The 25,134-nt window shown below is 73.8% G+C and carries 23 protein-coding genes; 16 read left to right on the forward strand and 7 right to left on the reverse strand.

Annotation, left to right across the window (positions count from 1 at the left end):
• The first annotated feature begins 807 nt into the window (after positions 1-807).
• From Sm713_RS21155 to Sm713_RS21165, 3 genes are all read left to right on the forward strand, one after another.
• Complete coding sequence (locus Sm713_RS21155; RefSeq protein WP_249416417.1) at positions 808-1,680, forward strand: hypothetical protein; 873 nt, start codon at positions 808-810, stop codon at positions 1,678-1,680.
• On the forward strand, positions 1,677-2,852 hold the full coding sequence (gene mycP, locus Sm713_RS21160; protein WP_212911136.1) for a type VII secretion-associated serine protease mycosin: 1,176 nt from the start codon (positions 1,677-1,679) through the stop codon (positions 2,850-2,852). The genes Sm713_RS21155 and mycP overlap by 4 nt, the downstream gene beginning before the upstream one ends.
• Positions 2,853-3,040: 188 nt before the next feature.
• Positions 3,041-3,829: an SseB family protein gene (locus Sm713_RS21165; protein WP_212911137.1), complete on the forward strand. Its 789-nt coding sequence runs from the start codon at positions 3,041-3,043 to the stop codon at positions 3,827-3,829.
• A 157-nt stretch (positions 3,830-3,986) separates the two neighbouring features.
• Here the strand turns inward: Sm713_RS21165 and Sm713_RS21170 are convergent, their stop codons facing one another.
• Positions 3,987-4,397 carry a DUF1844 domain-containing protein gene (locus tag Sm713_RS21170; protein ID WP_249416418.1) on the reverse strand — a complete coding sequence of 137 codons (411 nt, stop codon included), beginning with the start codon at positions 4,395-4,397 and terminating at the stop codon, positions 3,987-3,989.
• A gap of 455 nt (positions 4,398-4,852) precedes the next feature.
• Here Sm713_RS21170 and infC point away from each other — a divergent pair, with 455 nt between their 5' ends.
• The 9 genes from infC (at position 4,853) to Sm713_RS21215 (ending at position 15,867) form a co-directional block, all read left to right on the forward strand.
• The gene (gene infC, locus Sm713_RS21175; protein ID WP_212912167.1) at positions 4,853-5,494 is read left to right on the forward strand and encodes a translation initiation factor IF-3; all 642 of its coding nucleotides are present in this window, start codon (positions 4,853-4,855) and stop codon (positions 5,492-5,494) included.
• A gap of 129 nt (positions 5,495-5,623) precedes the next feature.
• Positions 5,624-5,818, forward strand: coding sequence for a 50S ribosomal protein L35 (rpmI, locus tag Sm713_RS21180; RefSeq protein ID WP_004944288.1), 195 nt, complete (start codon positions 5,624-5,626; stop codon positions 5,816-5,818).
• Positions 5,819-5,922: 104 nt separating this feature from the next.
• A complete protein-coding gene (rplT, locus tag Sm713_RS21185) occupies positions 5,923-6,306 on the forward strand; it encodes a 50S ribosomal protein L20 (protein ID WP_212911138.1) in 384 nt (127 codons plus the stop codon).
• 632 nt (positions 6,307-6,938) lie between these two features.
• Positions 6,939-7,805 carry an RNA methyltransferase gene (locus Sm713_RS21190; RefSeq protein WP_212911139.1) on the forward strand — a complete coding sequence of 289 codons (867 nt, stop codon included), beginning with the start codon at positions 6,939-6,941 and terminating at the stop codon, positions 7,803-7,805.
• A gap of 55 nt (positions 7,806-7,860) precedes the next feature.
• Entirely contained in the window at positions 7,861-8,988 is a 1,128-nt protein-coding gene (locus Sm713_RS21195) for an ATP-binding protein (RefSeq protein WP_212911140.1), read from the forward strand.
• Between the two features lie 194 nt (positions 8,989-9,182).
• Complete coding sequence (pheS, locus tag Sm713_RS21200) at positions 9,183-10,316, forward strand: phenylalanine--tRNA ligase subunit alpha (RefSeq protein ID WP_212911141.1); 1,134 nt, start codon at positions 9,183-9,185, stop codon at positions 10,314-10,316.
• A complete protein-coding gene (pheT, locus tag Sm713_RS21205) occupies positions 10,316-12,862 on the forward strand; it encodes a phenylalanine--tRNA ligase subunit beta (RefSeq protein WP_212911142.1) in 2,547 nt (848 codons plus the stop codon). Before pheS ends, pheT begins: the two co-directional genes overlap by 1 nt.
• Before the next feature lie 1,057 nt (positions 12,863-13,919).
• A complete protein-coding gene (locus Sm713_RS21210; protein ID WP_212911143.1) occupies positions 13,920-15,260 on the forward strand; it encodes a transcriptional regulator in 1,341 nt (446 codons plus the stop codon).
• Between the two features lie 52 nt (positions 15,261-15,312).
• The gene (locus Sm713_RS21215; protein ID WP_212911144.1) at positions 15,313-15,867 is read left to right on the forward strand and encodes an NUDIX hydrolase; all 555 of its coding nucleotides are present in this window, start codon (positions 15,313-15,315) and stop codon (positions 15,865-15,867) included.
• Positions 15,868-15,882: 15 nt separating this feature from the next.
• On the opposite strand, the gene Sm713_RS21220 is transcribed toward Sm713_RS21215, so the two are convergent.
• The 4 genes from Sm713_RS21220 to Sm713_RS21235 form a co-directional block, all read right to left on the reverse strand.
• Positions 15,883-16,137 (reverse strand): hypothetical protein, encoded by a 255-nt coding sequence (locus tag Sm713_RS21220; RefSeq protein WP_212911145.1) that lies wholly within the window; start codon positions 16,135-16,137, stop codon positions 15,883-15,885.
• Between the two features lie 264 nt (positions 16,138-16,401).
• Positions 16,402-17,319 carry a 3-hydroxybutyryl-CoA dehydrogenase gene (locus Sm713_RS21225; protein ID WP_283249787.1) on the reverse strand — a complete coding sequence of 306 codons (918 nt, stop codon included), beginning with the start codon at positions 17,317-17,319 and terminating at the stop codon, positions 16,402-16,404.
• 149 nt (positions 17,320-17,468) lie between these two features.
• Entirely contained in the window at positions 17,469-17,663 is a 195-nt protein-coding gene (locus Sm713_RS21230) for a DUF1918 domain-containing protein (protein WP_212911146.1), read from the reverse strand.
• A 244-nt stretch (positions 17,664-17,907) separates the two neighbouring features.
• A complete protein-coding gene (locus Sm713_RS21235) occupies positions 17,908-19,059 on the reverse strand; it encodes an EamA family transporter (RefSeq protein ID WP_374196016.1) in 1,152 nt (383 codons plus the stop codon).
• On the opposite strand from Sm713_RS21235, the gene Sm713_RS21240 reads away from it, so the two are divergent.
• Positions 19,058-20,494, forward strand: coding sequence for a PLP-dependent aminotransferase family protein (locus Sm713_RS21240; RefSeq protein ID WP_212911147.1), 1,437 nt, complete (start codon positions 19,058-19,060; stop codon positions 20,492-20,494). The genes Sm713_RS21235 and Sm713_RS21240 overlap by 2 nt on opposite strands.
• A 78-nt stretch (positions 20,495-20,572) precedes the next feature.
• Here Sm713_RS21240 and Sm713_RS21245 read toward each other — a convergent pair whose 3' ends face one another.
• Both Sm713_RS21245 and Sm713_RS40560 read right to left on the reverse strand, forming a co-directional pair.
• Positions 20,573-20,905 (reverse strand): hypothetical protein, encoded by a 333-nt coding sequence (locus Sm713_RS21245; protein ID WP_212911148.1) that lies wholly within the window; start codon positions 20,903-20,905, stop codon positions 20,573-20,575.
• 176 nt (positions 20,906-21,081) lie between these two features.
• Positions 21,082-21,807: a DUF6314 family protein gene (locus Sm713_RS40560; protein ID WP_308293172.1), complete on the reverse strand. Its 726-nt coding sequence runs from the start codon at positions 21,805-21,807 to the stop codon at positions 21,082-21,084.
• Between the two features lie 270 nt (positions 21,808-22,077).
• Between Sm713_RS40560 and Sm713_RS21255 the strand changes: the two genes are divergently transcribed.
• The 3 genes from Sm713_RS21255 (at position 22,078) to argJ (ending at position 25,122) form a co-directional block, all read left to right on the forward strand.
• Positions 22,078-22,599: an ATP-binding protein gene (locus Sm713_RS21255; RefSeq protein ID WP_212911149.1), complete on the forward strand. Its 522-nt coding sequence runs from the start codon at positions 22,078-22,080 to the stop codon at positions 22,597-22,599.
• A 194-nt stretch (positions 22,600-22,793) separates the two neighbouring features.
• Positions 22,794-23,822: an N-acetyl-gamma-glutamyl-phosphate reductase gene (gene argC / locus Sm713_RS21260; RefSeq protein WP_212911150.1), complete on the forward strand. Its 1,029-nt coding sequence runs from the start codon at positions 22,794-22,796 to the stop codon at positions 23,820-23,822.
• A gap of 142 nt (positions 23,823-23,964) precedes the next feature.
• A complete protein-coding gene (gene argJ / locus Sm713_RS21265; protein WP_212911151.1) occupies positions 23,965-25,122 on the forward strand; it encodes a bifunctional glutamate N-acetyltransferase/amino-acid acetyltransferase ArgJ in 1,158 nt (385 codons plus the stop codon).
• The last annotated feature ends 12 nt before the right edge of the window (positions 25,123-25,134 follow it).

Consider the following 25,134-nt stretch of genomic DNA (forward strand, 5'->3'; position numbering starts at 1 on the left):
GCGGTTCCCGCGCCGGCCCCGCCGCCCGCTGCCTCCGCACGGCTTCCCGACACCCCGCCCGCGCCGGTCCCGGCACCCGCACGGGCACCGGCGGCTTCGGCCACGGAGCCCGCCGCCCCGGGCGGCGCGCGCGACGCGCACGCGGCGCCGGCCGCTCGCGGAGCCACATCGTTCGCAGGCAACGGCCCCCAGGCGCCGGCCGCTGCCCGGGACGCGGACGCGTCATCCGCGGGTCACGGCGGTCGTGGTGCGGCCACGCCGTCCGCCGGTGGGAGCCCCCAGGCGGCCGCGGCCGGCCGCAACGCCGGGAAACCCGCCGACGGCCGCTCCCCGGACGCACCGGCGACGCCCGCCCCGCGGCCGGCCTCGCTGCCGCTCCCGCCGGAAGCACCTCCTGCGCCCACCGCGCCGCCCTGGCGGCCCTCCGGGGAACTGCCCCTGACGCCGTCTCAGAAGGGCCCTCAGGAACGTCCAGGCGCCCCGGCACGGCAGGACGCCTCCGCGCGCCCCGGTGCCGCACTCCCGCCCCGGCCCGCCGCGCCGCCGGCGGTAGGAAGAGCCGCGGCCCCGCCCGCCCCTGGCCGAGCGCAGGCCGGCGACAGGCAGGCGGGCTCCGGCACCCGCGCCGCGAGCGGCACGGGCACCACGCCCGTCGCCGTCCCGCCCGGCCTACCGCCCCGACCCGCCGCACCGCCCGCCGCCGCTCCCCGGCCGGGGCAGGCAGCGGCCCACGCCGCCGGTCCGGAACGGAACACCGCCGCCGACCCGGCGCGCGACGCCGCCGCTCCCCGGCGCGCCGTGGGAGCCGTGGACCTGACCCCCGGGCCCGGTGCGGGCCGGCCGTTCGTCTCCTTCGCACGGCCGGAGGCCTTCGACGACAGCACCACCCGCCTGCGCCCGATACGCGAGCGCCGTGCGCTGAAACTGCGCATGCCGCCGCGCGCCGCGAGCGCCGCGGCCTGCGTGGTCCTTGGCCTCGGCCTCATCGGCGGCGCCGTCACCGGCAGCTGGCTCACCGGCGACAGCTCCGCGGCACCGGGCCCCGCGCAGTCGTTCGCCGCCGCCGCGGAGCTGTGGCACAACACCCCCGTCGACGCGCTCTTCCCGCCGGTCGTGCAGGGCGACGGCGCCGGTCCGGGCGGCGCCGACCGCACCTGGACCAGGGTCGCCGTCGCCCCCGACTCCGGCTGTGCGGGCGCCTTCGACCCGCTGCTGTACAAGGCCCTCGCACCCGTCGGCTGCCTGCGCCTGCTGCGCGCCACCTACACCGACGCCACCCACAGCAGCGTCACCACCGTCGGCCTGCTCTTCACCAAGGCCGACCCCGTGGCGATGCGCGCGCTGCGCCAGCGGTTCACCGGCGAGGGGCTCGACCGGCGGGGCGACCTGATGCCGCGCGCCTACCCCGCGAAGGGCACCCCCGCGGCCGGCTTCGGCGACGGCCAGCGCGCCTCCTGGACGGTGTCGGTGCTCACCGAGGCCCCCGTGGTCGTCTGGGCCGTCTCCGGCTTCGCCGACGGGCGCACGGTGCAGGATCCCCAGCCCGCCGCCGACGCCATGCGGCCCTCGGCCACCACCGCGCCCGCACAGGCGGGCCTCGGGTTCGACGCGAAGGGCCTCGCCGACCGCGTCGAGCGCGGCCTGCGCAAGTCCGTCAGCACCGACACGGAGCAGCGATGACCCGCCGGCCCGCGCACGCCGCCCGACGGCTCCGCGGCCCGGCCACCGTCCTGCTCGCCGCCTCGCTCGCGCTGCTGCCCGCCACCGCGGTGCACGCCGACGACATACGCGCCCAGCAGTGGGGCCTCGACGCGCTGCACGCGGACCAGGCCTGGGCGACCACCAAGGGCAAGGGCATCACCGTCGCCGTACTGGACACCGGTGTCGACGCCGAGCACCCCGACCTCGCCGGCAACGTCCTGACCGGCAAGGACATGATCGGCTTCGGCGCGGGGCGCGGCGACCGGAGCTGGGCCCGGCACGGCACCGCCATGGCCGGCATCATCGCGGGCCACGGACACGGCCCCGACCGCGCCGAGGGCGTGCTGGGCATCGCCCCCGAGGCGAGGATCCTGCCGGTCCGGGTGATCCTCGAAGACGGCGACCCGGCCCGCAAGAAGGCCCGCAACACCCGCGGCGGCGCCCTCGCGGACGGCATCCGCTGGGCGGCGGACCACGGCGCCGACGTCATCAACCTCTCCCTCGGCGACGACTCCGCCTCCGCCCACCCGGAGGCCGCGGAGGACTCCGCCGTGCAGTACGCCCTGAAGAAGGGCGCCGTCGTCGTCGCCTCCGCGGGCAACGGCGGCGAGAAGGGCGACCACATCTCGTACCCGGCGGCCTACCCGGGCGTGATCGCCGCCACCGCCGTCGACCGCTACGACATCCGGGCCGGGTTCTCCACCCGGCGGTGGTACGCGACGGTCAGCGCGCCCGGCGTGGACGTCGTCCTCGCCGACCCCGACCACCACTACTACAAGGGCTGGGGCACGAGCGCCGCGTCCGCGTACGTGTCCGGCGCCGTCGCCCTGGTGCGCGCCGCCCACCCCGGGCTCGCCCCCGACCAGATCAAGAAGCTGCTGGAGGACACCGCGGACCAGCCGCCGGACGGCGGCCGGGACGAGTCCCGCGGCTACGGTCTCGTCGACCCCGCCGCCGCGATCCGCGAGGGCGGCAAGGTCAAGCCGGAGGGCCTGCGGTCGGCGGCCTACGGCAAGAAGTACTTCGGCCCGGGACCGGACGCCTCCGGCGGCGCGGGCGCCCTCGGCTGGGCGGCCCCGGTGGCGGGCGGCCTCGGCGTGCTGCTGCTGGTCGCGGCCGTGCTGCTGTGGCGGCGCCGCGGGCGCGCCTGACACCGCCGGCGTGCGCGCGGCGGGGCCTGCGGTGCGGCCGCCGGGCGGTGAGTGAGGCGCGGCACGAGGGCATGAGGGGGCACCCGTACGGACCCGGCCAGGGGTGACAGGGGCACGGCCCGGCTCCTGGCTCCACGGGCACCGGCCCGGCCCCGGGACGCCGCCGTGGCCCCGGATAGGGTCGGGGCGTGCCGAAGATGAACATCCCCGACACCGGTTTCTCCGGCGACGACGGCTCGCCCGATCCCGGGCTCGCCGCCGCGCTGGCCGCGTGGGCGAAGACCCCGGCCGACGAGAAGCCGGTGCTCGACGCGCTCAGGACCGCCCGGCTGCTCGTGCCCGTCGTCGCCGTGCTGGGGGAACTTGGGGAGGCCGAGGAGCCCGGCGAGACGCAGGCGTCCGGCGCCGGAGCGGGGCTGCCCCGCGAGAAGACCAGCGACATGGCCGTGCCCACCCTGAGGGCGGGCGGCCGAACGGCGCTGCCCGCGTTCACCTCCACCGCGGCGCTCGCCCGCTGGGACCCGGCAGCCCGCCCCGTCGCCGTACGGCTCCACCAGGCGCTCCAGGCCGCCGCCCACGAGCACGCCGACACCCTCGTGCTCGACCTGGCCGGGCCCGTCCCGTTCGAGCTCACAGGGGCGGCCCTGCGGGCCCTCGCGGAGGGGCGCCCCGCCGCCGACCCGCTCGGCGACCCCGCGGTGCGCGAGGCGGTGCGCGCCGCCGTCGCCGCCGTGCCGGCCGTGGCCAGTGCCCACCTGGGCCCCGGCAGCGCCGACGGCACCCTCGCCGTGGTGCTGGACCCGGCGAGCGGGCCCGCGGCACAGGAGGCGCTCGGAGCCCTCGCGCGGCGGCTCGCCGACGACGAAACTCTCAGGGCCCGCCTGGTGCACGGCCTCGACCTGGCGGTCCTGCCACCCGGCAGCAGGCCGCCCGGCACGCCTCTGTACGCGCGGGCAGGCGCGCGGAGTCAGGCGTAGGAGCGGGCACGCGCGCGTACCTGTTCGTACGGGCGCGCACGCGTACCTGCTCGTACGAGCGGGCGCGCACGTGCACGGGCCGGACTCCACCGCTTGGCGGTTCGCGTGCCCGGTCGAACGGCCAGAGGGCGATGGGTCGAAGCCGGAGGCGGGACGATCAGCCGAAGACCGTGCCCGTGTACCCCTCGCCGGGACCCAGGCCCGGCTCGTCCGGCACCGGCGACGCCTCGCGGAAGGCGAGCTGGAGCGACCTGAGGCCGTCGCGGAGCGGGGCGGCGTGGAACGGGCTGATCTCGGTGCCGCTCGCCTCGACCAGGCCCGCGAGCGCCTGGATCAGCTTCCGTGCCTCGTCCAGGTCCTTGTGGTGCTCGCCGCCCTCGGCGAGGCCCAGCTTGACCGCGGCGGCGCTCATCAGGTGGACGCCCACGGTGGTGATCACCTCCACCGCGGGGACGTCCGCGAGGTCGCGGGTGAGCGCGTCGAAGTCGGGGGCCTGGGAGTCCGAAGCGGAGGCGCCGTCGCCGGCCGGGAGGTCCGCGCCCTGCGCGGGGAGGATGGGGTCGCTCATGGCCCCTCACCCTAGGCCCCGGTGCCGGCTTGCTCGCCCACCGTCACCGGGGTGCCGCCGGACCGGCCGCCCTGCCCTCGTCGGTGTCGCCGGATCCGCCGGATCCGCCCCGGCAAGGCTCCCGCGGTCACGCGGTTAGCCGCGCGGGGCGGAACCTGCTAACCTTGTGTGACGACCGGCTGGACACCTTCGTAGATCCAGGTGCCCGGCCCGCAAGTGGAGGCTCCGAACTCCCACCTGGCTGTCCGTTGGGCGGCAGGTCACCGGTCAGGCGGTAGCGTCCCCGACGCCCGCCCGATGCGCCCCGCGGTCAGCGGCGGTGCTCCGGTAGTGACAGGAGCTCCGCATGCGATCGTCCGGGGCATTTTTCGTGGTCCGGCGCGGTTAGGTCATATAGACCAATACGTAGCGCGGTTCCCTCCAGATGAGCCGCGTGGTGCTACCGAGGAGGATCCATCAGCGCCGAGCCCCGCATCAACGACCGGATTCGCGTTCCCGAGGTGCGACTTGTCGGTCCCAGTGGCGAGCAGGTCGGGATTGTTCCGCTTGCCAAGGCCCTGGAGCTTGCGCAGGAGTACGACCTTGACCTGGTCGAGGTCGCGGCGAACGCCCGTCCGCCCGTCTGCAAGCTCATGGACTACGGGAAGTTCAAGTACGAGTCGGCCATGAAGGCCCGTGAGGCGCGCAAGAACCAGGCGCACACGGTCATCAAGGAGATGAAGCTCCGGCCGAAGATCGACCCGCACGACTACGACACCAAGAAGGGTCACGTCGTCCGGTTCCTCAAGCAGGGCGACAAGGTCAAGATCACGATCATGTTCCGTGGTCGCGAGCAGTCCCGGCCGGAACTCGGCTACCGGCTGCTGCAGCGTCTCGCGGAGGACGTCCAGGACCTCGGTTTCGTCGAGTCGAACCCGAAGCAGGACGGCCGAAACATGATCATGGTCCTCGGTCCGCACAAGAAGAAGACCGAGGCGATGGCCGAGGCCAGGGAAGCTCAGGCGGCCCGCAAGGCCGAGCGCCAGGAGGCCGAGCGCCAGGGCCGCGCCCCGGTGGCCTCCGAGCAGGCCGAGCAGGAGCAGACCGCCGACGCCTGACCCCCGGACACCGCGCCTGCGTTCCGCGGGAGCCAGGGGAGCAACACCCACCGATACACCTGACGCTTTCGTGTGCCCGGCCCACCCGACCGGGCAGCGAAGCGCCACAGACGAGGAGAGTACGGCGCCATGCCGAAGAACAAGACGCACAGCGGTGCCAGCAAGCGCTTCAAGGTCACCGGCTCCGGCAAGGTGCTGCGCGAGCGCGCCGGCAAGCGCCACCTGCTTGAGCACAAGTCCTCCCGGCTGACCCGCCGTCTCACCGGCAACGCCGAGATGGCCCCGGGCGACGCCAAGAAGATCAAGAAGCTTCTCGGCAAGTGACCCGTGGCCCCCGAGGGGGCCACGCGACGTCAGGACCGGGACCCAATCGACACCGGGCCGGTGAGTGAAGGACAGCAGCCGGCCCCGCTACAAGGAGTTAACAAGTGGCACGCGTCAAGCGGGCAGTCAACGCCCACAAGAAGCGCCGGGCGATCCTCGAGCAGGCCAGCGGCTACCGCGGCCAGCGTTCGCGCCTCTACCGCAAGGCGAAGGAGCAGGTCACCCACTCCCTCGTCTACAACTACAACGACCGCAAGAAGCGCAAGGGCGACTTCCGGCAGCTGTGGATCCAGCGGATCAACGCCGCCGCTCGTGCCAACGGCATGACGTACAACCGCTTCATCCAGGGTCTGAAGGCCGCCAACATCGAGGTGGACCGCAAGATCCTCGCCGAGCTCGCCGTCAACGACTCCGCGGCCTTCTCCGCGCTCGTCGAGGCCGCTCAGAAGGCGCTTCCGGCGGACGTGAACGCCCCCAAGGCGGCGTGACGCCAGCGGCTGGCTTCAGCCGATGCTTCGGACCCGTGGGCCGGTGGCCTGCGGGTCCGGTTGTGTGGGGCTCCCGTCCGATGGGTCGCCCCTGGGCGGGGCGGTCGGCCGGCTGCGCCTGGCCCCGCCTGCGGCGCGCCTGATTCACCTGCGGCGGGCCATCAAGGGGGTGGCTCTTGCGGTCTCGCCTCATCCATCCGCCGGTGGGGGCTGGTCGCGCAGTTCCCCGCGCCCCTGGAGGGTGTCGTGGCGGCCCGGAAGTCTGCGTGGCCCTGGAGGGTGTCGTGGCGGCCCGGAAGTCTGCGTGGCCCTGGAGGGGGCCGTGCCGGGCCGGAGGTCTGCGTGCCCCTGGAAGGCGCCGTGGCGGCTCAGAGAGGTGCGTGCCCCCTGGAGGGCGTCGTGCCGGGCCGGAAACCTGCCTGCCCCCTGGAGACGCCGTGTCGGCCCAGAGATGTGCGTAACCCCTAGAGGGTGCCGGGCCGGAGATCGGCGGCCCCTGAGAAGGTGCCGTGCCGGCTTGGGCATTCCCGTGGCTCCGGTGGAGCGCCGTTCCGGGCCGGCGATGCCCGGTCTCGGATGCGTCGCTGATCCGGCCCCCAGACCCCGTTCCTCCCCGTACCGAAGGTGCACCCATGCCCGCCGCGTCCGAGTTGATCTCTCCCCGTTCCGCGCGGGTGGCCGCCGCTCGGCGGCTGGTGCGGCGGAACGTGCGCGGCAAGGAGCGGCGGTTCCTCACCGAGGGGCCGCAGGCCGTGCGCGAGGCCGTCGCACACGGGACGTGGCAGGACGCTACCGAGCCCGTGCTCGCCGAGCTGTTCGCGACCGTCGAGGCCGCCGAGCGGTACGCGGACGTCGTCGCGGCCGCCCGGGAACTGGGCGCGCGCGTGCACCTGGCCGACGAGGCCGTGATCGCCGACATCTCCACCACCGTCACCCCCCAGGGGCTGGTCGGCGTCTGCCGGTTCCTGGACACGCCGTTCGAGACGGTGCTCGCCGCCCGGCCGCGGCTCGTGGCGGTCCTCGCGCACGTCCGCGATCCCGGCAACGCCGGCACCGTGCTGCGCTGCGCGGATGCCGCCGGCGCCGACGCCGTCGTCCTCACCGACGCCTCCGTCGACGTGTACAACCCCAAGGCGGTACGGGCGTCCGTCGGGTCCCTCTTCCACCTGCCCGTCGCCGTCGGCGTCCCCGTCGAGCAGGCCGTGCACGGCCTCAAGGAGGCGGGCGTGCGGGTGCTCGCCGCGGACGGGGCCGGCTCGCACGACCTGGACGCGGAGCTGGACCACGAGCGCCTGGGCGTGCCCACGGCCTGGGTGTTCGGCAACGAGGCCTGGGGGCTGCCCGAGGAGACCACGGCGCTCGCCGACGCGGTGGTGCGCGTGCCCATCCACGGCCGGGCCGAGAGCCTGAACCTCGCCACGGCCGCCGCCGTGTGCCTCTACGCCTCCGCCCGTGCACAGCGTGCGCCGGGAGGGTGCCGCAGCGTCACCGGAGCCTAGTAGTGTGGCGGGCTCGTACCAGCCCACCGCGCCGGCTAGGGAGATGGGATCGGGGATGGGTGTCCGCACCAGCAGGCCACATCAGGCACGCGGAGCGGAGGGACCGCCGCAGTCCGGGCGAGCCCGCGCAGAACCGCTCGCCGTCGACCCGGACGAGCTGCCGGACGGCCTGGTCATCGCCGACGAGACCGGCTCCGTGGTCTGCTTCAACGCCGCCGCGGCCCGCATCACCGCCGTACGCCCCGCCGACGCCCTCGGCACCCCCCTGGAGCGTGCGCTGCCCCTGGAGGACCTGGAGGGGCGCCGCTGGTGGCAGCTCACCGACCCCTACGGCGGGCTCGCCATCCGGGTCGGCCAGCCCGAGCGGAACCTCCTGCTGCCCGGCGGCCGTGAAGTCCTCGTCGCCGCCCGCTACGTACGGGACGCGCCCATGGGACCCGTACAACGCGTGATCGTCTCGCTCCGCGACACCGAGGCCCGCCGCCGCACCGAGCGCAGCCATGCCGAGCTGATCGCGACGGTCGCCCACGAGCTGCGCTCCCCGCTGACGTCCGTGAAGGGCTTCACGGCGACCCTGCTCGCCAAATGGGAGCGGTTCACCGACGACCAGAAGCGGCTGGTGCTGGAGACCGTCGACGCCGACGCCAACCGCGTCACCCGGCTGATCGCCGAGCTGCTGGACATCTCGCGGATCGACTCCGGGCGCCTGGAGGTGCGCCGCCAGCCCGTCGACGTCGGCGCCGCCGTCGGCCGGCACATCCAGGCCCACGTCGCCTCGGGCCACCCCGCCGACCGCTTCCTGGTCCGCGTCCGCCATCCGCTGCCCGAGCTGTGGGCCGACCCGGACAAGATCGACCAGGTGCTGAGCAACCTGCTCGAAAACGCGGTGCGGCACGGCGAGGGCACTGTCACCATTGACGTCGAGCCCGCCCCGGAACCCCGGGAGCGCGGCGGTGGCACCACGGTCACCGTCAGCGACGAGGGCCCCGGCATCCCGGAGGAGTCCATGAACCGCGTCTTCACCCGCTTCTGGCGGGGCAGCAAGCGCGGGGGCACGGGGCTCGGGCTCTACATCGTCAAGGGCATCGTCGAGGCGCACGGCGGCTCCATCACCGTCGGCCGCGCGCCCGGCGGCGGGGCACTGTTCCGATTCACCCTGCCCGTGGGCACGCCGGCCTTCTGAGCCCTTCACGCAGCCCGCGGGCGCCGCCCGGTACCGCCGCCCCGTTAGACTCGGCCACTGGCACCTTTGCGTCCCCCCGTCACACCGGCCGGGCCGGCCCGGCCCCGCGCCGACGGGGCACCCCCCCCGGGACGCAGGGACGGCGCCGGGGACACCGGGGACCATCAGCCAGCCAACCGGAAGCACGGGAAGAGATGTCGGCACCGAACAAGTCGTACGACCCTGTCGAGGTCGAGGCACTGAAAGCGGAAGAGATCGAGCGCATGCGGGACGAGGCGCTCGCCGCCTTCGCGGCCGCCGCCGACCTCACGCAGCTCCAGGAGGCCAAGACCGCCCACACCGGCGGTACCTCCCCCCTGGCGCTCGCCAACCGGGAGATCGGCGCCCTGCCCCCGCAGGCCAAGGCGGAGGCCGGCAAGCGCGTCGGCCAGGCCCGCGCCGCCGTGGGCCGCGCGCTGGCCGCCAGGCAGAGCGAGCTGGAGGCCGAGCGGGACGCCCGGGTGCTGGTCGAGGAGGCCGTGGACGTCACGCTGGCCCCCGACCGCACCCCGCCCGGCGCCCGCCACCCGCTGACCACCTTCATGGAGCGGGTCGCCGACGTCTTCGTCGCCATGGGGTACGAGGTCGCCGAGGGCCCCGAGGCCGAGGCCGAGTGGTTCAACTTCGACGCGCTCAACTTCGGCCCCGACCACCCGGCCCGGCAGATGCAGGACACCTTCTTCGTCCGCGGCCCTCAGGGCGCCGGCGACGACGAGTCCGCCTCCGGCGTGGTGCTGCGCACCCACACGTCACCGGTGCAGGCCCGCGTCCTGCTCGGCCGCGAACTGCCCGTCTACGTCGTCTGCCCCGGCCGCGTCTACCGCACGGACGAGCTGGACGCCACGCACACCCCGGTCTTCCACCAGATCGAGCTGCTGGCCGTGGACGAGGGCCTGACCATGGCCGACCTCAAGGGCACGCTGGACCACATGGTGCAGTCCCTGTTCGGGCCCGACATGACGACCCGGCTGCGGCCCAACTACTTCCCCTTCACGGAGCCGTCCGCCGAGATGGACATGCTCTGCTACGTCTGCAAGGGCGAGTCCGTCGGCAACCCCGACCGGCCCTGCCGGACCTGCGCCAGCGAGGGCTGGATCGAGCTGGGCGGCTGCGGCATGGTCAACCCCCGGGTGCTGGTCGCCTGCGGTGTCGATCCGGAGAAGTACAGCGGGTTCGCGTTCGGCTTCGGCATCGAGCGGATGCTGATGTTCCGCCACAACATCGAGGACATGCGAGACATGGTCGAGGGTGACGTCCGGTTCACCCGGCCGTTCGGGATGGAGATCTGATGCGGGTCCCGCTTTCCTGGCTGCGGGAGTACGTCGACCTGCCGGCCACCGAGTCCGGCCGTGACGTCCAGACCAAGCTGATCTCGGCCGGCCTCGAGGTGGAGACCGTCGAGCACCTGGGCGCCGACATCAAGGGCCCGCTGGTGGTCGGCCGGGTGCTGACCATCGAGGAGCTGACCGAGTTCAAGAAGCCGATCCGGTACTGCACGGTCGACGTGGGGGCCGCCAACAGCACGGGGGAGCCGCAGGAGATCATCTGCGGTGCCACCAACTTCTCCGTCGGCGACAAGGTCGTCGTCTGCCTGCCCGGCGCGGTGCTGCCCGGCGGCTTCGAGATCGCCGAGCGGAAGACCTACGGCCGGATGTCCCGCGGCATGATCTGCTCCAGCAGCGAGCTGGGCATCGGCGACGACGGCGCGCACGGCATCCTCATCCTGCCGCCCGAGCACGAGGTGGGCACCGACGCCATCGAGCTGCTGGAGCTCGTGGACGAGGTCCTGGACATCGCCGTCACCCCCGACCGCGGCTACTGCCTGTCGATGCGCGGCGTCGCCCGCGAGACGGCCACGGCCTACGGCCTGACGCTGCGCGACCCGGCCCTGCTCGACGTCCCCCAGCCGAACACCTTCGGCCACCCGGTGGTGGTCAGCGACACGTACGGCTGCGACCGCTTCACCGCCCGCACCGTCACCGGCCTGAACCCCGAGGCGCGCTCCCCGATCTGGCTGCAGCGCCGCCTCCAGAAGGCCGGCATGCGTCCCATCTCGCTCGCCGTGGACGTCACCAACTACGTGATGCTGGAGCTCGGCCAGCCCCTGCACGCCTACGACAAGCACCGCGTCCAGGGCGCCATCGGGGTGCGCCGCGCCCAGCCGGGCGAGAAGCTCACCACGCTCGACGACGTCGAGCGGGTCCTGCACCCCGAGGACCTGGTCATCACCGACGACCGGGGCCCGATCGGGCTCGCCGGCGTGATGGGCGGCGCGAACACCGAGATCAACGGGTCCACGGCCGCCGACCCGGAGACCGGCGAGGTCGCCGGCAGCACGGACGTCGTCATCGAGGCCGCGCACTTCGACCCCGTCGCCATCGCCCGCGCCGCCCGCCGCCACAAGCTGTCCTCCGAGGCGTCACGGCGCTTCGAGCGCGGCGTCGACCCGCAGGCGGCGGCCGCCGCCGCGCAGCGCACCGTGGACCTGCTGGTGCTGCTCGCGGCGGGCACCGCCGACCCCGGCGTCACCGAGGTCGCGGCGCCCACCGTGCCCCGCACCATCACCATCCCGGCCGACCACCCGGACCAGGTCGCCGGCGTGGCCTACGGCCGCGAGACCGTCGTCCGCCGCCTCCAGCAGATCGGCTGCGACGTCCTCGGGCAGGACGAGCTGGAGGTCACGGTGCCGTCCTGGCGCCCCGACCTCGGCGACCCGAACGACCTCGCCGAGGAGGTCATCCGCCTTGAGGGCTACGAGAACCTCCCCGCCACCCTGCCCAGGCCCCCCGCGGGCCGCGGCCTGACCGAGCGGCAGCGGCTGCACCGCCGCGTCGGGCGGGCGCTGGCGGGCGCCGGGTACGTGGAGGCGCCGAACTACCCGTTCATCAGCGAGTCGGTCTTCGACCAGCTCGGCCTGGACGCAGGCGACCCGGCGCGCCGCGTGGTCACGCTCGTCAACCCGCTCTCCGACGAGGAGCCGGCGCTGCGCACCACGCTGCTGCCCGGCCTGCTCGGCGCGCTGCGCCGCAACGACGGCCGCGGCAGCCGCGACCTGGCCCTCTTCGAGACCGGCCTGGTCTTCCAGCCCCGCGAGCGGCAGCGGATCGCGACCCGGCTCCCGGTCGACCGGCGGCCCAGCGACGAGGAGATCGTCGACCTGACCGAGGCGCTGCCCGTCCAGCCGCGGCACCTCGCGGTCGTCCTCGCGGGCGCCCGCGAGCAGGCCGGCTGGTGGGGCGGGGGCCGCCCGGCCGAGTGGGCCGACGCCGTCGAGGCCGCGCGGATCGTCGCCCGGGAGACCGGGGTCGAGCTCACGGTCCGCGCGGGCCGCTACGGGCCCTGGCACCCGGGCCGGTGCGCCGAGCTCGTGGTGCGACTGGACGGCGCCGAGGGCGAGGGCACCGAGCAGGTCATCGGGCACGCCGGTGAGCTGCACCCCGGTGTCGTCAAGACGCTCGGGCTGCCGGACCGCACCTGCGCGATGGAACTCGACCTCGACCGCCTCCAGGAGGCGAGCCAGGGCGTCGTCCAGGCGCCGTGGATCTCCACGTTCCCGGTCGCCACGCAGGACGTCGCGCTCGTCGTGGACGCCGCAGTGCCGGCCGCGGACGTCGAGGCGGTGCTGCGCGAGGGCGCCGGCGGGCTGCTGGAGTCCATCCGGCTGTTCGACGTCTTCACCGGCGAGCAGATCGGCGAGGGCCGCAAGTCCCTCGCCTACGCGCTGCGGTTCCGTGCCCCCGACCGGACGCTGACCGTCGAGGAGGCCAGCGCGGCGCGGGACGCTGCGGTCTCGCTCGCGGCGGAGCGGGTGGGGGCGGTGCTCCGAGGCGCGTAGCGCCTGCGGCGCGCCGCTGTGCCGGTGCTGTGGTGGCCGGTGGGGTTTGGTTCTGCGGTTCCCCGCGCTCCTTTCACCTGCGGTGGGCCACCTGGTCCAGCCCCTTCCGGTCGTCTGCTTGGCCACTGGTCGGTGGTGGCTGGTCGCGCAGTTCCCCGCGCCCCTTTTTGGCGCTTCGCGCCTTGTTCCGCCTGCGGCGGCGCGGGGGCTGTGTGAGGCCGGCCGCGGTTCACCTGCGGTGGGCTATCGGGTCCTGCCCCTTGCGGTCGCCTGTTTGGCTGCTGGTCGGTGGTGGCTGGTCGCGCAGTTCCCCGCGCCCCTTTTTGGCGCTTCGCGCCTTGTTCCGCCTGCGGCGGCGCGGGGGCTGTGTGAGGCCGGCCGCGGTTCACCTGCGGTGGGCTATCGGGTCCTGCCCCTTGCGGTCGTCTGCTTGGCTGCTGGTCGGTGGTGGCTGGTCGCGCAGTTCCCCGCGCCCCTTTTTGGCGCTTCGCGCCTTGTTCCGCCTGCGGCGGCGCGGGGGCTGTGTGAGGCCGGCCGCGGTTCACCTGCGGTGGGCTATCGGGTCCTGCCCCTTGCGGTCGTCTGCTTGGCTGCTGGTCGGTGGTGGCTGGTCGCGCAGTTCCCCGCGCCCCTTTTTGGCGCTTCGCGCCTTGTTCCGCCTGCGGCGGCGCCCCTCAGGGGCGCGGGGAACTGCGCGAGAATCGGGATGTTTCTGAGGTGCGCCGCCGGGATCAGCCGTTGCGGTCTTGGGTGCGAAGCGCCGTGTCAAGGGGCGCGGGGAACTGCGCAAAGAACCGCACCGCCACCCGCACCGCACCCGCCGCCGGCGCAAGGCTGAGCCCACCGCCCCGCGGCCGGGAGGACCCGCCCCCGAACGGCCGTGCGGCCGAACCCGGTTCACACCCCGTGTGAAGGGAAAGCTCTCCAACACGGCCAGCGCGATAACCTGCCGTGAGCACCGGCTGCGTCAGCAGCCCCCGCGCCGGCACGGCGTGCGCCCCGGGTGCCCGCTGGCCCCCCACGCCGTCCTGTCCGCTGCGCGCCTACGGAGGGCCCGATGCAGCCCAACACCCTGCTCGACGCGATCCTGGACGAGGCGGGCATCTCTCACGCGGGCCTCGCCGCCCACGTCAATCTGGCGGGCAAGGCCCGCGGCCTGGCGCTCAGATACGAACACACCGCGGTCGCCCGCTGGTTGAAGGGGCAGCGGCCGCGCGGGCAGGTGCCCGACCTGATCTGCGAGGTGCTCGCGGGCCGGCTGCACCGGCCCGTCACCCTCGACGACATCGGCCTCGGCGTGCCCGGCAGGGCCGCCCCGCAGGGTGCCACCTCGCTGTCCGGCTTCGTGGAGCGCGCCACCGCGCTCTGGCGCTCCGACGAGCAGCAGCGGGCCCACATCCTCGGCGCCCCCGCCGTCACCGGCACCCCGGCCGTGATGCCGGTCTGGGAGTGGGAGAACCCGCCGGAGGACGTCGACGTGTCCCGCGGCGGAAGGCGCCGGGTGAGCATGTCGGACATCGAGGTGCTGCGGGCCGCGCGCACCCACTACGAGCAGATGTACCGCAAGGCCGGCGGCGTGGCCACCCGCTCCCGCATCGTCGGATTCCTCAACACCGAGGCGACGCCGCTGCTGCGCGGCAGTTACCCCGACCCCACGGGGCGGCAGCTGCACCGCGCCACCGGCGGCCTGGTCGCCATCGCGGGGATCTGCGCCTACGACTCCGACGCGCACGGCCTCGCCCAGCGCTACTTCCACCAGGCGCTGCGGCTCGCCAAGGCCAGCGGGGACCGCGGGCTCGGCGCCTACGTGATCGCGCTGCTGGTCAACCAGTCGCTGTTCATGCGGGAGTACCGGCAGGCGGTCGCGTTCGCGGAGGCCGCGCTGCGCGCCGCGGGCAAGCACATCACCCCCGCCCTGGCGTCGGACCTGTACGCGATGCAGGCCAAGGCGTACGCGCACCTCGGTGACGGCAGTAGCGCCCTGTCCTGCATCAGGCGTGCGGAGACCGCCGCCGATCGCATCAGCCGGGGCCACGAACCGGACGAGACGGGCTACGTCCAGCCGGGCCTGGTCAACGTCCAGGTGGCGGAGGCGCTTCTCAGCCTCGGGGACCTGGCGGCGGCACAGGAGCACGCCGCGGCCGCGGTCGGCACCCCGGCGCACGACCGGGGCCGCGTGCACCGGCTCGCCATCCTGAGCCAGATCGAACTGCGCCAGGGCAACGCGGATCAGGCGGTCGCGACGGCCGTGCAGATGGCTGAGCAGGCGCGGGGCATGGAGTCGCAGCGGTTGCGCGACCGGCTGCGTGCGGTCCGCGAACACCTCGTCCGCACCGGGGGAGCGGGCACGGCGGAGGCGGCCGAACTGATCGACGGGGCACTACGCGTACCGCTCTGAGCATGCTGCTGCTGCGATATAGCCATCTATCCGACCGGAAGGTGGCAGGACCGTGCAGTGGAGAAAGCAGAGCGAGCAGACCGTCTACGCGAACCGGTGGTTCGACGTCAATCTGGCCGATGTGGAACTGCCGGACGGTAATCACCTGGACCATTTCCTGATCCGGCTGCGGCCCGTGGCCGTCGCCACCGTCGTCAACGCCGCCAACGAGGTGCTGCTGCTCTGGCGGCACCGGTTCATCACTGACAGCTGGGGCTGGGAGCTGCCGGCCGGGGTCGTCGAGGACGGCGAGGACATCGCCTACGCCGCGGCCCGAGAGCTGGAGGAGGAGACCGGCTGGCGGCCGGGGCCCCTGCGGCACCTGATGACGGTGGAGCCCTCCAACGGGCTCTCCGACGCCAGGCACCACATCTTCTGGGCCGACGACGGGGTCTACACCGGCCCACCAGTGGACGACTTCGAGTCGGACCGCCGCGAGTGGGTCTCCCTCGAACTCGTCCCCAAGCTGGTGGCCCGCGGTGAGGTCCCGGCCGCCAACATGGCTGCGGCCCTGCTCCTGTTGCACCATCTCAGGCTGGGGCAGGTTGCCGTGCCGCATCCCTCCTGATCCGGGGCCGGTGGGCTAACGCAGCAGTTGCCAGACGGCCACGACCAGCGCTCCCACCGCCGTCAGCGCGGCGACGGTGGGAAGGGGCCAGCGTGTGTGCTCCAGGGCGGTCAACCGGGCGTGCAGGTCATCCTGTTCCTTGGCATTCTGCTCGTCGCGCTGGGTGAGCAACGCAAGGTGGCCTTCCATCCGGGCAATGCCCACATCCAGCCGTCTGCGTAACTCTGCGATGTCTTCCGGGACCACGGGATGCTCGGGGTCGGGGGTCACAGATCCGCTCCTTTCCGTAGGTGTCACATCCCCTTGTGCAGATACGGAAAGTCAATCCCCCTGGTAGGCGCGGCGAAAGAGTGTGCGGCAGGTGGGTGTGTGTTAGCGGCGCACACGCCGTGTGAAAGATACGTGCCCGGCGCTCCCAGGAGCGCCGGGCACGAACTCGAACTCCGGCCCGACTACATGGAGTGACACGAACCGGGATAGCTCCCCGTGACCTCAGGCGGAAGGCGTCTGGTCACACGTGTAGATCCTGTGGTGTCAGGTGTAAACGTAGAACCCCGAGCCGGTCTTCTGGCCGAGCCGGCCCGCGTCGACCATCCGCTGGAGCAGCGGGGGAGCGGCGTACAGCGGCTCCTTGTACTCCTCGTACATCGAGGTGGCCACCGAGACGACGGTGTCCAGGCCGATCAGGTCGGTGAGCCGGAGCGGGCCCATGGGGTGGGCGCAGCCGAGGACCATGCCGTCGTCGATGTCCTCCCGGCTGGCGATGCCCGACTCGAACATCCGGACCGCCGCCAGCAGGTAGGGGATGAGCAGGGCGTTGACCACGAAGCCGGAGCGGTCCTGGGCCCTGATCGCGTGCTTGCCGAGCACCTTCTCGGTCAGCAGCTGCGCCCTGCTGATGGTGCCCTCGGAGGTGGTCAGCGCCGGGATCAGCTCGACCAGCCGCTGCACCGGCGCGGGGTTGAAGAAGTGGATGCCGATGACCTGGTCCGGGCGGGTGGTCGCGACGGCCAGCCTGACCAGCGGGATCGAGGAGGTGTTGGACGCGAGGATGGCGTCCCGCCGGGTCACCACGGCGTCGAGCACCCGGAAGATCTCCGTCTTGACCTGCTCGTTCTCGACGACGGCCTCGATGACCAGATCACGGTCGGCGAACTCGCCGAGGTCGGTGGTGAAGCTCAGCCGCTCACGGGCGGCATCCTCGTCCGCCTTGGTGATCTTGCCGCGGTCGGCGGCCCGGGAGAGCGAGTTGAACAGCCGGGTGCGGCCGATCTCCAGCGCCTCTCCGGTGGTCTCCGCGACCATGACCTCAAGACCGGCGCGGGCGCACACCTCCGCGATGCCCGCCCCCATCTGGCCACAACCCACCACACCGACGCGTGTGATGTCGGTCAGGGTGTCCGTCACATCGTCCCTTTCGGCGATCCTCGACCCCGGCGACCGCACGGCCATGCCCGCGGGCGCCTGTTCCGGCCTGCACGGTACTCCGGGCGGCCACACCGCCCACCGGCCGGGTCGGACGTGCCGACCCGGCCGGTGGGGTGCCTGCCCATGAATCTACGGTGGCGTGGGTGTGCGGGAACGGAGGACGGCGCGGCGCGTCACCGCGTCGGCTTCTCGTGCCGGACCACCGAGTCGGGGCCCGGGGACATCACGGCCTCGTGCCCGTCCTCGAAGCGCACCCGGTACGGGGGGTTGCCGTCGTTGCCGAGAACTTCGACGATCTGCGCGACCCTGTCCTCCTGCCCGACAACCCTGCCGTGCATCAGGAGCCGGTCGCCCTTGGTTGCCTGCATCGGAGTGACCTCCTCGTCACGCCCGGCGGGACGCCGCCCGGATGGCCGGGGCGGGGCCTCGTCCGGGGCCAGCGTTCCGTGGTCTGTCCGCGGCTGTCATTTTACGACCGGCTCACCGCCGACGGCGATATGTGGGAGTACGAACGCGGTCGCCGCAGCGTGCGCACCGCGCGCGTGCGCAGTGGTCCCGCGGTGCGGGGCACACCGGCCCGCCGTCCGTGACACCGGCCTTCTGTGGGTTCTCCTACCCACGCGAGCGCTGCGTCACCGCGATGCACACCAGGACCGCCAGCGCGGTGAGCGGGGCCCACACCGTCATCCGTTCGCCGAGCAGCAGCACCGACCAGACCAGGGTGAGCAGCGGCTGCGCAAGCTGGAGCTGGCTCGCCTTGGGGATGCCGATCGCTGCCATGCCCCGGTACCACACGACCATGCCGAGGAACTGCGACACGGCCGCCACCCAGAGCACCCCCGTGACACTGTGCACCGTCAGGGTCACCGGTTCCCGGCCGAGCGCGAGGAAGGCCCCGGCCATGGAGAGCGGCAGCAGCGCCACCAGGGCCCAGCCGATGACCTGCCACCCCGGCATCTCCCGGGCCAGCCGGCCGCCCTCGGTGTAGCCCGCGGCGCAGACCACCAGGGCGCCGAAGAGGTAGAGGTCCGCACTGCTCAGGGCGCCGCCGCTCTGCCCCACGGTGAAGGCGACCACCGCCGCCGCCCCGGCCAGTGCCGCACCCCAGAACGTGCGGGACGGCCGGGCACCCGTGCGCAGCGCGGAGCACGCCGCCGTGGCCAGCGGCAGCAGGCCCACGACCACCGCCGCATGGGCCGTGCTGGACGTCCTCAGCGCCAGCGTGGTCAGGACCGGGAAGCCGATCACCACACCCCCGCCGACCACCGCGAGGGACGCCCAGTGCCTCCGTTCGGGTGGTGCCACCCGCCGGACGGCCAGCCAGCAGCCGGCGAGTAGCCCGGCGAGCAGCGTCCGCACCGTCACCAGGGACCAGGCGCCGAACCCTTCCAGGCCCCACGCGGTAGCGGGGAAGGTGAGGGAGAAGGCGGCCACCCCGAGGCCGGCCTCCAGTGCGCCGAGCCGCGCCGGGTGGGGCCCGAGCCGCGTCGGGTGGGGCCGTTCGGAGGTGGCCGCGGAGCCCGGGGGAGTGGGGCGGGACGCTGCCGAGCCCTGCGGCGGGCCCGGGGAGTGGGGCGGATCCGAGGGGCGGGTTGCCGCTGCGGAGAAGCGCGGTTCCGCGCCGGGTGCGTCCGAGGGAGCGAGCGTCCCCGCCGGGCGGTGGCCGTCCGCAGCGCTCGGGCCGGATCGGGCCTCGGCGGAGGGGGAGCTGGAGGGGCCCACCGCTATCGGGGCCTCATCGGTAGCGCTATCCTTAGCTCTCATGTCTGAGCGTAGCAGCGTGTCCGAGCTGGCCGAAACTCTTAGAGCCGAGCTCAACCGCTACTCACCTGGTGGAAAGCTCCCGTCGAGCCGGGCACTTGTGGAACGCTTCCGGGTCAGCCCCGTGACCGTCTCCCGGGCGCTGGCGCAGCTCGCCGCCGAGGGGCTGGTGACCACCCGGCCGGGAGCGGGGGCGTTCCGCTCCCGGCCCGCGACCGTTGTGCCCGCCACGGGTGACACCTCCTGGCAGGAGGTGGCCCTCAGCGCGGACGGCGCCACCGACGCGGTCCCGCGCACGGTCGACGCCTCCGGCCTCCTCGCCACCCTCGCCGCCGCGCCGCCCGGCGTGATCGCGTTCAACGACGGCTACCTGCACAGGTCCCTGCGCCCCGAGCGCGCCATGGCCGAGGCGCTGGCCCGGGCCGGGCGGCACCCCGGTGCGTGGGACCGGCCGCCGGTGGAGGGCCTGACCGCGCTCAGGGAGTGGTTCGCGCGCGGCATCGGAGGCGCCGTCACCGCCGAGGGCGTCCTGATCACCGCGGGCGGCCAGTCGGCGCTGACCACCGTGCTGCGCGGGCTGGCGCCGCCCGGTGCGCCGGTGCTGGTGGAGTCGCCCACCTACCCCGGCATGCTCGCCATCGCCCGTTCAGCCGGACTGCGTCCGGTACCGGTGCCGGTGGACACCGACGGGGTGCGGCCGCCTCTGCTCGCCGACGCCTTCCGGGTGACCGGGGCGCGGCTGTTCATCTGCCAGCCGCTGTTCCAGAACCCGACCGGGGCGGTGCTGGCCGGGGAGCGGCGCGGCGAGGTGCTGCGGATCGCGCGGGAGGCGGGCGCCTTCGTCGTGGAGGACGACTTCGTGCGCAGGCTCGTCCACGACGACGCGGGACCGCTGCCCAGGCCGCTGGCGAGCGGGGACCCGGACGGCGTGGTGGTGCACGTCTGCTCCCTCACCAAGGTCACCTCGCCGAGCTTCCGGGTCTGCGCGGTGGCCGCCCGCGGCCCGGTGCTCGACCGGCTGCGCGCCATCCAGGTCGTGGAGAACTTCTTCGTGCCGAGCCCGCTCCAGGAGGCAGCGCTCGAACTCGTCGGTGCGCCCGCCTGGCACCGGCACCTGAGGTTCGTGGCCGGTGAGCTGCGGGCGCGGCGTGACGTCATGGCCACGGAACTCGCGCGGCAACTGCCCGAGTTCGAGATGCCCTACTTCCCCTCCGGCGGCTACCACCTGTGGCTACGGCTGCCGGACGGCACGGACGAGTCCGCGTGGGCGTCGGCCGTTCTGCGGGCGGGGGTCATGGTGGCGCCCGGCCGCGCCTACTTCTGCGCCGAGCCCTCCGCCTCGTACATGCGGCTGAGCTTCGCCGGGGTGGCGGACCTCGCCGAGATCACCGAAGGCGTCCGCCGGTTGCGGCAGGCCTGGGACGAGATGCGGGGATGACCCGCCGGGGCCCCGGGGCCCGGGCACAAGCGGCCCGAGACCCGGGGTCTGAGATTCCGGGGCGGTACGGCTACCGGCTCAGGTGAACCGCACCGAGCGGATCCCCACCAGCGGGGAGCCCTGGCCCTCGTAGGGGCGCAGGACGTAGGCCGCGCCGGTGCAGGCGAAGCCGGTGAAGACGGTGGCGTACGAACTGGTCAGGTTCCGCGGCGAGTAGGCAGGGGACAGTCCCGGCGAGGGAATGGTGACGCACTGTCCGCTCGGGGGGTCGACCAGCGCGGTGGTGTACGGGCCTGCCCCGGTCTCGTAGACGTATGCGAAGGTGCCGGTGGCCGCGTTCGCCGAGGTGGGCAACGTGAGCAGGAGCCCGAGCGAGCCGATGGCACCGGCCAGAGCGTGGCGAAGACGCATGAGGTGTGTCCTTCCGTCGTGTCGCCCGTCCGCGGCAGGCAGCGGAAGCCGGGGTGCGGACCGGTGCGACGTCGTCGCACGAGATCTAAGCGGTGCTGTCGCCCTGCCCTCGGCGTTGACGTGCGAGGAGCACACCAAAGGAGCAATACGTCATTCCATGATATTCAAGGAAATTTCTACCATATGGTCTGTTCGGGGCGCGGTTCCACGGGCGTGCCGCCGCGGTCGGATGCGTGGCCGAAAGCCGTGTCCCGTCGCGTGTACTCGGTGACGAGGAGCTGGTCCTTGGCGGGCCCGGCGACCCGCCAGACCGTGCGCCAGCGGTCGGGTCCGAGGACCGTGAACTCGCCCCGGTAGTCGTCCGCCGCACAGGGGTGGTGGGCGATGTGGTGGCCGGAGGTCAGGTCCAGATCGTGGAAGGGGCGGCCGTCGGTGAACTCGACGTGGCCGGTGCCGGCCCGCTCGCCGGGCAGGAACCGCAGCACGCGCTCGGCCGGGCGGGATGTGCCCTGCCAGGTGAACGTCCCGGCCTCCCGGCTCAGCAGCCCCCGGCCGGTGCCGGGCGCGCCGGCGGCCGCACCGGGCTCCGGGGGCTCCGAGAGGACCCCGCTCCCGGCGGCGGGGGCGGCGGGCGGTTCGCCCCCACCGCTCTCCCCGTACCCGTTCGCGCCCGCCGCGGGAGGAAGCGGTGCGAACACCGTGGTGCCCGTGAACGTGCCCTCCGCGCCGCTCGCGGCATCCCGCACCGTGCGCTCCACATGCCAGGTGCCGGCGAGGTAGCCGAGCAGGTCGGGCACGGGTACGGCGCCGGCCTCGGGTATGACGCCGGTGCCCGCGACCGCGGTGCCCGGGCGGCCCGCCGCGGCGGCCCCGGGGCCTTGGGGGTGCGAGGAGGAGTCCATGCGGCCACCGTAGGACGCCGGGCCGGGGCGGGGCCAGGTGCCCGCAGCGCGCAGCGGTGTCAGGCCGCGCCGCCGTAGCGGAGGTAGACCGTTCGCCGACACCGTGAACGAGCGGATCGGCCTGGCCACACCGGTCTCGTTCCCGAAGGGCCGAGAATCCGTGGGGGCGGACCGCGCAGGAGGCCGGAACTCATCGCTCCCGCCCCACGTCGTCGGCCGGTTTTCCGTCGGCCCCGTTTCCCGGCCCGTGCGACGCTAGCGTTGGGCCCCGTGATCGTATGGCTCAACGGCACCCACGGCGCGGGCAAGACGACGACCAGTGCACTCGTGCAGCCGCTGGTCCCGAACTCGCGGGTGTTCGACGCCGAGAAGGTCGGCGAGACGCTCATGGACATCAAGCCGGAGCTGCCCTGGACGGGCAACTTCCAGCACTGGCCGCCGTGGCGGCCGCTCGTCGTCGAGACCGCCCGCCACGTACTCGACTACACCGGCGGCACCCTCGTGATCCCCATGACCGTCCTGGTCGAGCAGTACTGGCGCGAGATCAGCACGGGCCTCGCCCGCCATGGCATTCCGGTACGGCACTTCGTCCTCCACGCCGACCAGGACACCCTCCGCGGGCGCATCCAGGGGGACGCCGTCCTCGGCCCGTCCACGTTCCGCCTCGCCTACCTCGAGCCCTACGCCGAGGCGGCCCGCACATGGCTGCACGCGGAGGGTGAGGTCGTCGACACCACGCACCTCACGCCCGCCGAGGCCGCCCTCCGGATCGCGGAGGCCGTCAAGAGCTGAGGTCCGCCTGCCCGGCGACAGCAGCGCGGGAGCGGCCGCAGAGAACGATCCTTCCGACGTCAGGATCCGCGAGCCGGCGCGCCCGTCCACCGACCAGGACTCTCGGTCACGGGCCGAGTCGGGAGTGTGAACCAGACCTCATTGCATAGGTGTGCTAGTGGACGTATAGTCATGCTGTCCAGGAGGAGGATTCCATGGCCGTACGTGCAGCAGTGGCAGGAGCGAGCGGGTATGCGGGGGGCGAGGTGCTGCGGCTGCTCCTCGGCCACCCCGAGGTGGAGATCGGAGCCCTGACGGGACACACGAACGCCGGCCAGCGCCTCGGCGCCGTGCAGCCGCACCTGCTGCCGCTCGCCGACCGGGTGCTCGAACCCACCGGCGCGGCGGCGCTCGCCGGACACGACGTCGTCTTTCTCGCGCTGCCGCACGGCGAGTCCGCCGCGGTGGCCGAGCAGCTCGGCCCCGAGGTGCTCGTCGTCGACATGGGCGCCGACTTCCGGCTCGCGGACCCCGCGGCCTGGCGGCGGTTCTACGGCTCGGAGCACGCCGGGACCTGGCCGTACGGCCTGCCGGAGCTGCCGGGTGGCCGCGCCGCGCTGGAGGGGGCCAAGCGCATCGCGGTCCCCGGCTGCTACCCCACGGCGGTCAGCCTGGCGCTGTTCCCCGCGTACGCGGCCGGCATCGTGGAGCCGGAGGCCGTGATTGTCGCCGCCAGCGGGACCTCGGGCGCCGGAAGGTCGCCGAAGCCGCACCTGCTCGGCAGCGAGGTGATGGGATCCGTCTCGCCGTACGGCGTCGGCGGGGTGCACCGGCACACACCCGAGATGAGCCAGAGCCTCGGCGCGGTCGCGGGCGAGCCCGTCACGGTCTCCTTCACCCCCACGCTCGTCCCGATGCCCCGGGGCATCCTCGCCACCTGCTCGGCACGCGCCAAGGACGGCGTCACCGCCGAGACGGTACGGGCCGCCTACGAGAAGGCACTCGCGGACGAGCCGTTCACCCGGCTGCTCCCCGAGGGCCAGTGGCCCGCCACCGCCTCCGTGTACGGTTCGAACGCCGCGCAGATCCAGGTCACGCTGGACGAGACGGCCGGGCGCGTCGTAGCGGTCAGCGCCATCGACAACCTCACCAAGGGCACCGCCGGCGGCGCGATCCAGAGCATGAACATCGCTCTCGGCCTCCCCGAGGGCACCGGCCTGACCGCCGTGGGAGTCGCCCCGTGAACCGGACACGCCTCTCACCGGCCGCCACGGGAGCACCCACCACCGCCGCCCGCCGGGCCGCGGCACAAGCCACACACCAGGGCCGGGCGGCGGCGTACGTGCGCCCGTGCTCCGCAGGTGACGCAGCCAACGAGGAGACGCAGTGACCGTCACAGCCGCCAAGGGCTTCAAGGCCGCGGGCGTCGCCGCCGGGATCAAGGACAGCGGCGGGCTCGACCTCGCCCTCGTCGTCAACACCGGCCCCCGCCTCGCCGCCGCGGGCGTCTTCACCTCGAACCGGGTGAAGGCCGCCCCGGTCCTCTGGTCCGAGCAGGTGCTCGCCGGCGGGCAGGTGTCCGCGGTGGTGCTCAACTCCGGCGGCGCCAACGCCTGCACGGGCCCCGCGGGCTTCCAGGACACCCACGCCACCGCCGAGCACGCCGCCGAGGTGCTCGACGGCCACAGCGCGGCCGAGATCGCCGTCGCCTCCACCGGCCTGATCGGCCTGCGGTTGCCGATGGACAAGCTGCTGCCCGGCGTGGACCAGGCCGCGGCCGAACTGTCCGAGCACGGCGGCGAGAAGGCCGCCCTCGCCATCATGACCACCGACACCGTCCACAAGACCGCGGTCGTGCGCGGCGAGGGCGGCTGGACGGTGGGCGGCATGGCCAAGGGCGCCGGCATGCTCGCACCGGGCCTCGCCACCATGCTCGTCGTGCTCACCACCGACGCCGACCTGGCCCCCGAGGCGCTCGACAAGGCGCTGCGCACGGCCACCCGCACCACCTTCGACCGCGTCGACTCCGACGGCTGCATGTCGACGAACGACACCGTGCTGCTGCTCGCCTCCGGAGCCTGTGGCACCACCCCCGGGCTCGACGAGTTCGCCGAGGCGGTGCGGACCGTCTGCGACGACCTCGGCCGCCAGCTCATCCGCGACGCCGAGGGCGCCAGCAAGGACATCAGGATCGACGTCGTCGGCGCTGCCAGCGAGGACGACGCCGTCGAGGTCGGCCGCTCCATCGCCCGGAACAACCTCCTCAAGTGCGCCATCCACGGCGAGGACCCGAACTGGGGGCGGGTCCTCTCCGCGATCGGCACCACCTCCGCCGTCTTCGAGCCCGACCGGCTGAACGTCGCCATCAACGGCGTCTGGGTCTGCCGCGGCGGCTCGGTCGGCGAGGACCGCGACCTCGTCGACATGCGCTACCGCGAGGTCACCGTCACCGCCGACCTCGCCGCGGGCCCCGCCTCCGCCACGATCTGGACCAACGACCTGACCGCCGACTACGTCCACGAGAACAGCGCGTACTCGTCCTAGCTCCATGAACCG

This window comes from Streptomyces sp. TS71-3 (assembly GCF_018327685.1).
In the GTDB taxonomy this organism is placed as follows: Bacteria; Actinomycetota; Actinomycetes; order Streptomycetales; family Streptomycetaceae; genus Streptomyces.